Genomic DNA, 7,179 nt, shown 5'->3' on the forward strand with positions numbered 1-7,179 from the left:
TTCAGCGAATAAACACCGGCAGGCGCCGAAGTGCTACCGACGAATGGTGAATGTGGTGAGGGGATTTATCCCCGACGGACTGCGCAGCAGTCCCATTTCTGGGGTCGTTGCGCTGCCCATCGGGGATGAATCCCCTCACCACAGGTCTGGTATCAAAGCTGAGAAATGTGGGGGTCAGACAAAGGAATCGTCGTCATCGAAGAACGATGAGTTGTCATCGCTGTAGTCGGTATCGGTAAATCCGCCTTGGTCATTGCCTGCCATGCGCTGATCGTTGCCCCAGTCGTTGTTGCTCTGGTCAGCCACCTGCGCCGGCTCTTCCTTGATTACCTCAACAATTTCTTCCGGCTGCTGGTTGTGGTGGAACAGGCTGCTGATACCTTGCGCCAGCATCACGCCGCCCGCCACACCCGCAGCGGTTTTCAATGCGCCACCGAGGAAGCTGCTGCCCGCTGCCGGGGCCGCTTGCTGCGCGTAGTTCGGTGGCGGTGCGCCGAAATTCTGTTGCGGGGCCGGATTACCAAAATTCTGCTGCGGCGCTGGTTCGCGCCAGCCGCCAGTGGACGACGGGGCGGCGCTCTGGGTCGGCGCCGGACGCGGGCTGCCACCAAAGATGCTCGACAGGAAACCACCGCCGCCGCTTGGTGCCGGTGCCGCACTTTGCGCCTTGGCCGATTGCAGTTCGGCCTGCAGACGCTGGACCTGCTGGGTCAGTTGCTTGTTCTGCTCGTCGAGGCTTTTGAGCGCCGCCTCTTGCACCAGAATCGCCTGGGTCATGAAATAACCTGCGGCCGGCTGGCGTGTCAGGTGTTCCTTGATCCGCGACTCGGCCTGGGCGTCACGCGGGGCTGCCTCCGTTTCGGCTTGTTGCAGCCGGGAAAACAGTCCATCGATCAGGGTTTGCTCTTCGCTGTTCATGGCGACCTCGTAGATTGCCGGGATAACGTTGCCCTCGCCCACTGTGGACAAGGTGCTCTCCTGTAATGGAGACAGTGACAGGATGTTTCAACGACCTTTACCGAATGTTTACGTTTGTGTCGCCCCGCGCATCATCGGTTAAAGTGAGCCACTGTTTTCGACCTGCGATACCGACTGATGAATGCCTTAGAAGTGCTGCGCGACTCTCTGTATTTTTTCAAACGCCATTTGGCCAGCATCGTGCAGTTGTGCCTGCCGCTGGTGATCGTCGAAGCATTGCTGCAACAAGTGGTCGACCGCTCCAGCGATCCGGACAGTTTCTCGGCTTACAGCATCATTGTCGGGCTGCTGGTCTATCCGTTGTACACCGCCGCGCTGATCCTGTTTCTCGACGCCCGCACCCGTGGCGAAGCCCCGCGCACCCTCGACCTGCTGGCGATGTCTGCCCGGTTGTGGCCGCGTTTCGCCCTGCTCACGGCGCTCAACACGTTGCTGATTCTGCTGGGGCTTTCGCTTTACTTCCTGCCGGGGCTGATCCTGATGGTGATGCTGGCTTTCGGCGAATACCTGCTGGTGCTGCGTGGCCTCAATCCATTGCACGCGATGAAGGAAAGCCTGCGCCTGACCCGTGGGCATTTCTGGCGGATCCTGCTGTGCATTCTCTGTGTGATGGGACCGCTGTGGCTGCTCAAGGGCTTGACCCTGCAGGTCTATCCCGACCCGCAGAACCCGGCACTTGCCGTACTGATCGACAGTGCCCACAGTTTCCTGCAACTGTTCACCAGCGTGGTGCTGTTCCGTCTGTTCATGCTGATCAGTGAACTGCCCGACAAGCGCGACAGATCGGTCTGACGGTTTTGGCCTTGGGCGACGGCGGCGCACTCGGGTATGCTCGGGGCCACTTTCTGTAACGCTATAAGCCGAGCCATGACCCGCCTGCTGCGCTACACCCTGCTCCTTGTTGTGCTCGCCATCGCGCTGATCGGCGGGCTGATCTTTGGCCTGACCTGGCGCCCCGACGCCCGGGAAACCCTGCCGGTCAGCTGTACCGGAACGCCGCCGACGCTGGTGCCCGGGCAAGCGCTGAAAGTCATGACCTGGAACGTGCAGTACCTGGCGGGCAAGCGTTACGTGTTCTGGAACGACCAGGCCCAAGGCGACGACGAAGCACCAACGCTGGAAGACATGGCCTTCAGCCTTGATGAAGTGGCACGGGTGATCCGCGACGAACAGCCCGATGTGGTGTTGTTGCAGGAACTGGATGACGGTGCCAAGGCCAGCGACTATCAGGACCAGCTCAAATTGTTGCAGGAACGCGTGGCCGATCTGTATCCGTGCAGCGCCAGTGCGTTTGACTGGAAAGCCGACTTCGTCCCTGAACCACACATCTTCGGCAGCGTTGGCCGACAACTGGCGACGCTCAGCCGCTACCGCATCGAGCATGCCGAACGCCTGCAATTGCCAGTGGCATCAATCAATTTCATCAGTCGCCAGTTCCAGCCGAAAGATGCGCTGCTGGCGACCAAACTGCCGCTCAGCGACGGCGGGCAACTCACCGTATTCAACACCCATCTGGAGCGCGCCAGCCAACCGGACGACACCTTGCAGGCGCAAGTGGCCGCCGTGGCCAAGGTGCTCGACAAGTATGAAAGCCAGGGCTTGCCGTGGCTGATCGGTGGCGATTTCAATCTGTTGCCGCTTGGCCAATATCGTCGCTTGCCTGCCGAACAGCGCAGGCCGTACTCCGCCGACAGCGAGCTGCACCTGCTGTGGGACAAATACCCGATGATCCCGACCAACAACGAAGCCAGCGGCATCGACCGTGCACAGTGGTTGACCCACTACCCCAACGACCCCGGCCTCAACGGCCCGGATCGTACGGTCGACTATCTGTTCTACAGCCCGAAGATCAAACGGATCCAGGCAACGGTCCGTCAGGACGATACGCTGCGTATCTCCGATCATTTGCCGGTGATTGCCCGCTTCCTGCTCCCCGTCGCGCCCTAGCAACCGGCGTGAGCAAACTGCCAGTCAGCCCCACCGAACATGGCGTCAGCCCCGAATTGAAGAAATGGAACTCGCATGAAAATCTTACTGGTGTGCAAGGACATCGGCGGTTACGCCGGCAAACTGGCCGACTACCTGAAACGTGACAACGATGTGTGCTTCATCGATACATCGTCGCTGTCCAACCGTTTTGATCGAGCCCCGAAGATCCTCCGCCGCCCTCTGAAGCGCTGGGCGCAGTTGCGCCAGTTCAAGAAGAGCCTCGGTGCATCGGCGCACTTTGACGTCGGGTTGATCATCAATCCGGCGCAAATCGAACCCAAGCAACTGACCGCTGCCCTCAATGCCAGCGAGCGCAAGATCGCTTACCTCTACGACAGTTTCAGTCGCTGGCCGATGACCCGCGAAGCGCTTGCCGGTTACGACGAGGTGTTTTCCTTCGACCCGGAGAATGCCGAAAGCTACGGCCTGAAAAAACTCTACAACTTCATCTACGACGACTACATCGCCGACGGCGAGCCCGGTGAATACTCGGCGTTTGTGGTGATGGCGGGCAAGGATCGGGTGCCGGCACTTGAAGGGCTGGCGCAGGAGTTCGATCGCCTCGGAGTCACCGATTACAAGTTTCTGGTCCAGTGCAAACCGGTCTCGGGCGCGCATCCGGGCATCACTTTTTTCGAGCAGAGAATGTCGCTGGAGTCGGTGGGTGAACTGGTCAAGCGCTCGCGGATCATTCTCGACATTGCCAAGCCCGGTCAGGCCGGGTTGAGCTTCCGTTTCTTCGAGGCCATGGCCTCACGGAAGAAAGTCATCACCACCAACAAGAGCGTGGTCGACTACGACTTTTACAACCCGACGAACATTCTGGTCATCGATGAGGCCAACCCGGTGATTCCGGAGCGGTTCATTACGGATCCGTATGTCGACGTGCCTGAACACGTCTACCAGAAATACACCCTGCAGGGATGGGTCAAAACCGTGTTTGCCTTGCCGTGAACTGACCTCGCCAACAGCCCGCACACATACCTCTGTGGGAGTGAGCTTGCTCCCACAGAGGTGGTATCAGCGCATCAGTGCACTTCTTCCAGATCATCATGCAGCAGCCCGAAGATCTGCCGTTTCATGTCGATGAACGAGCGCTCCATAACCATGTCCAGTGAGCGTGGCCGCTCGATCGGTACATCGAGAATCTGTTTGATCCGCCCCGGTTTCGCGCCCATCACATAGACCCGGTCGCCAAGCAGAATCGCTTCGTCGATGTCATGGGTAACGAACAGCACGGTTTTCTTGCTGTTGCCCCACACCCGCAGCAACAGTTGCTGCATCTGCAAACGCGTCTGGCTATCCAGCGCACCGAACGGTTCGTCCATCAGCAAAATCTGCGGATCATTGGCCAGCGCCCGAGCAATGGCGACACGCTGCATCATCCCGCCCGAGAGCTGTTTGGCGTAATTGTCGGCGAACCCGGTGAGGCCGACTTCGTTGACGTAATAATCGACAATCTCCTTGCGCCGCGCCGCCGGCAGGCCACGACGCTTGAGGCCGAACTCGACGTTCTGGCGCACCGTCAGCCACGGGAACAACGTATAGCTCTGAAAGACCATGCCGCGATCCGCGCCGGGACCTTGCACTTGCTGGCCACCGACGTAGATCTCGCCGGACGTTGGTTCAGCCAGGCCGGCAGTCAGGTACAACAGGCTCGACTTGCCGCAACCCGACGGCCCGACCAGCACGGCGAATTGCTGATCCGGCACCTCGAACGACACCTCTTCCAGCGCGGTAAACGTTCCGCCATCGGGCCTCTTGTAACGCAGGCTGACCTTGTCCACCTGCAAGCGTGGCGCGGCTTGCGCCGGTGCCGCGAGCGGCTCGATAAAGCGATGATTGGCAGCAGTCACTGAGCCCATGCGGCAACCCTCAAGCGGAGAAAGCGGAACAGTTGATCGGTGACCAGACCGAGCAGGCCGATGATCGCGATGGCGAGGAAAATCACGTCAACCTGAAAGCCGCGCATGGCTTTCAGGCTCAAATAACCGAGGCCGCTGGAGGCCGCGACCAGCTCGGCCACCACCAGATAGGTCCAGGCCCAGCCCATGGTCACCCGCAAGGTATCGAGCACGCCGGGCACCGACGCTGGGGCGATCACGTGCAACACCGCATCGCGGCGGTTGGAACCTAACGTGTAGGAGGCGTTGATCAAATCCTTGGAAATGCCTTTCGACACATCGGCAATCATCACCAGTTGCTGGAAGAACACGCCGAAGATAATCACTGATACGCGCTGCTCCAGACCGATGCCGATCCACAGGATGAACAGCGGCACGAACGAGGTCACCGGCAGATAGCGAATGAAGTTCACCAGCGGTTCCAGAAACGCCTGGACGATGCGGAAGCTGCCCATCAGCAATCCCAGCGGCACCGCCACCAGCGACGACACAATGAAGCCGACCATCACCACTTCGACGCTGGCCCAAACATGCGTGCCGAGGGTGCCGTCGCGGCTCAAACGCACGGCCGCTTCAACCACCGCGCCCGGCGTTGGCAGGAACATTCCCGGCACGATGCCGCCATAGGACAACCCGGCCCACAGGCCAACCAACAAGATCCAGGCCAGACCGCTGGCGCTCCACACCACGGGTACTGGCAAAGCGGTTTTCGGCGTGAGGCTGCGGCTCAGCCACGAATTGCGCTTGAACATTGCAAACCTCCTAGAGCGGGCTGACGAATCGGTTGTCGACCAGATCGTCATGGCTGACGTTGTAGGGTTTGCCCTGCAACTCGCTGGCGGTTTCGTTGGCCAGTTTGATCAACGCGGCGCTGTCACCCGGCTGGCCCGGCGAGCCGAGGAGTTTTTCGCTCATGGCCTGATCGTAGAAGCGCACGCCCTGCGCCGCAGCCGCCAGCTCCTTCGGATCGGACAGATAACCGCCAACGCCTTTGGCCATGATCTTGTAAGCATCTTCCGGATGATCCTTGGTGTACTGCACGGCTTTGTACAAACCGGCGACCAGGGCCTTGACGTCTTCCGGCTGTTTTTCGATGACGCTGCAGTTGAGCGCTACCACATCGACGATCACCCCGGGCGTGGTGCTGCTGTCGATCAACACCTTGCCTTGCTGCTTGTCGCGCACCATCGACAGATGCGGTTCCCAGGTCACCGCCGCCGGCACGCGACCGGCGATGAACGCGGTGGCGGCATCGTCAGCGGTCATGTTCTGCACGGTGATGTCGCTCATTTTCATGCCGTTCTTCTTCAGCAGGTACGAGAGCCAGAACTGCGAAGTGGAGCCTTCGTTCACCGCCACGGATTTGCCCTTGAGTTCTTGCAGGCTCTGCACATCCTTGCCGACCAGCACGCCGTCGCCGCCATGGCTGTCATCCAGCGCCGCGACAGCCTTGAAGCAGAATTGCGGGCGGTACTTGAGCACTTCATCGATGGTCGACGCCGAGCCGGACAGTTGCCCGGAGGCCTGCGCGGCCATGTACATCGAGGCCTCTTCGACCACGGGTAATTCGACGGTCAGGCCGTTTTCCTTGAAATAGCCCAGGTCCTGAGCCAGATAAAGCGTGCCGTAGCCGACCCACGTGGTGTGGCCGATGGACAGGGTGCCGGCCTCGGCGCTGGTGGCGACTGTGGCGGCCAGAGCGGTGATTGCCAGAGGATGAGCGAGACGAATACACAAGGACTTGATCATGGAGCACTCCCGACGCTGTTGATTTAGTTTTGTCATGGGCAGTACGGCCAGCGCCAAATGCTGTGAATGCACACTGCGGTCTCTGCTGGACTCTGGCGTGAACCACTTGGGCTGGCGAGATCGATGGTGGCCCATGTGCGCGGTGAGGAAAATCAGGAAATTGTTGGCTGCGAACAATGAAAAAACTGCTTAGTGCGCACCGCAAAAGAGCGAGGCTTGCGCGGATGTTCAAGGGCGGTGCAAGTCGGGGGCTTTCTGTGACAGAAAGAATGCCATCGCTGGCAAGCCAGCTCCCACAGGGGATCTCGGTTATACCCGGAATATGTGCATACCACTGAAACCTGTGGGAGCTGGCTTGCCAGCGATGGCGTCAGGTCAGTCGATATCTTTGCTGCCTGCCCCCCCGCTATCGCGAGCAGGCTCGCTCCTACAGGGATCTCTGTTGTACCCGGAATTTGAGAACACCACTGAAACCTGTGGGAGCTGGCTTGCCAGCGATGGCGTCAGGTCAGTCGATATCTTTGCTGCCTGCCCCCCCGCTATCGCGAGCAGGCTCGCT

7 protein-coding genes are annotated in these 7,179 nt (G+C 59.9%); 3 read left to right on the forward strand and 4 right to left on the reverse strand.

The features are described from left to right. Positions 1–174: 174 nt before the first annotated feature. A complete protein-coding gene (locus ACIONG_RS13955) occupies positions 175–918 on the reverse strand; it encodes a DUF2076 domain-containing protein (RefSeq protein ID WP_401300249.1) in 744 nt (247 codons plus the stop codon). A gap of 177 nt (positions 919–1,095) precedes the next feature. On the opposite strand from ACIONG_RS13955, the gene ACIONG_RS13960 reads away from it, so the two are divergent. From ACIONG_RS13960 to ACIONG_RS13970, 3 genes are all read left to right on the forward strand, one after another. After that, positions 1,096–1,770: a YciC family protein gene (locus ACIONG_RS13960; RefSeq protein ID WP_401300204.1), complete on the forward strand. Its 675-nt coding sequence runs from the start codon at positions 1,096–1,098 to the stop codon at positions 1,768–1,770. Between the two features lie 75 nt (positions 1,771–1,845). Further along, the gene (locus ACIONG_RS13965; RefSeq protein ID WP_401300207.1) at positions 1,846–2,925 is read left to right on the forward strand and encodes an endonuclease/exonuclease/phosphatase family protein; all 1,080 of its coding nucleotides are present in this window, start codon (positions 1,846–1,848) and stop codon (positions 2,923–2,925) included. A 75-nt stretch (positions 2,926–3,000) separates the two neighbouring features. Next, positions 3,001–3,921, forward strand: a complete 921-nt coding sequence (locus tag ACIONG_RS13970; RefSeq protein ID WP_401300210.1) for a hypothetical protein — start codon at positions 3,001–3,003, stop codon at positions 3,919–3,921. A gap of 74 nt (positions 3,922–3,995) precedes the next feature. Here the strand turns inward: ACIONG_RS13970 and ACIONG_RS13975 are convergent, their stop codons facing one another. Genes ACIONG_RS13975 through ACIONG_RS13985 form a run of 3 tightly spaced genes read right to left on the reverse strand, consistent with a single transcriptional unit; the run spans position 3,996 to position 6,620 of the window. Further along, complete coding sequence (locus ACIONG_RS13975) at positions 3,996–4,832, reverse strand: ABC transporter ATP-binding protein (RefSeq protein WP_103303656.1); 837 nt, start codon at positions 4,830–4,832, stop codon at positions 3,996–3,998. Continuing rightward, entirely contained in the window at positions 4,820–5,623 is an 804-nt protein-coding gene (locus ACIONG_RS13980; protein ID WP_401300213.1) for an ABC transporter permease, read from the reverse strand. Before ACIONG_RS13980 ends, ACIONG_RS13975 begins: the two co-directional genes overlap by 13 nt. A 10-nt stretch (positions 5,624–5,633) precedes the next feature. Beyond that, entirely contained in the window at positions 5,634–6,620 is a 987-nt protein-coding gene (locus ACIONG_RS13985) for an ABC transporter substrate-binding protein (protein WP_401300216.1), read from the reverse strand. Positions 6,621–7,179: the final 559 nt, after the last annotated feature.

The sequence above is a fragment of the Pseudomonas sp. NPDC087817 genome, assembly GCF_044742875.1.
In the GTDB taxonomy this organism is placed as follows: Bacteria; Pseudomonadota; Gammaproteobacteria; order Pseudomonadales; family Pseudomonadaceae; genus Aquipseudomonas.

Bases quoted from the DNA above. Each gene is read 5' to 3' on its own strand.
- ACIONG_RS13980 (WP_401300213.1), bottom strand. From the start codon at position 5,623: ATGTTCAAGCGCAATTCGTGGCTGAGCCGCAGCCTCACGCCGAAAACC.
- ACIONG_RS13960 (WP_401300204.1), top strand. From the start codon at position 1,096: ATGAATGCCTTAGAAGTGCTGCGCGACTCTCTGTATTTTTTCAAACGC.
- ACIONG_RS13965 (WP_401300207.1), top strand. From the start codon at position 1,846: ATGACCCGCCTGCTGCGCTACACCCTGCTCCTTGTTGTGCTCGCCATC.
- ACIONG_RS13955 (WP_401300249.1), bottom strand. From the start codon at position 918: ATGAACAGCGAAGAGCAAACCCTGATCGATGGACTGTTTTCCCGGCTG.
- ACIONG_RS13975 (WP_103303656.1), bottom strand. From the start codon at position 4,832: ATGGGCTCAGTGACTGCTGCCAATCATCGCTTTATCGAGCCGCTCGCG.
- ACIONG_RS13970 (WP_401300210.1), top strand. From the start codon at position 3,001: ATGAAAATCTTACTGGTGTGCAAGGACATCGGCGGTTACGCCGGCAAA.
- ACIONG_RS13985 (WP_401300216.1), bottom strand. From the start codon at position 6,620: ATGATCAAGTCCTTGTGTATTCGTCTCGCTCATCCTCTGGCAATCACC.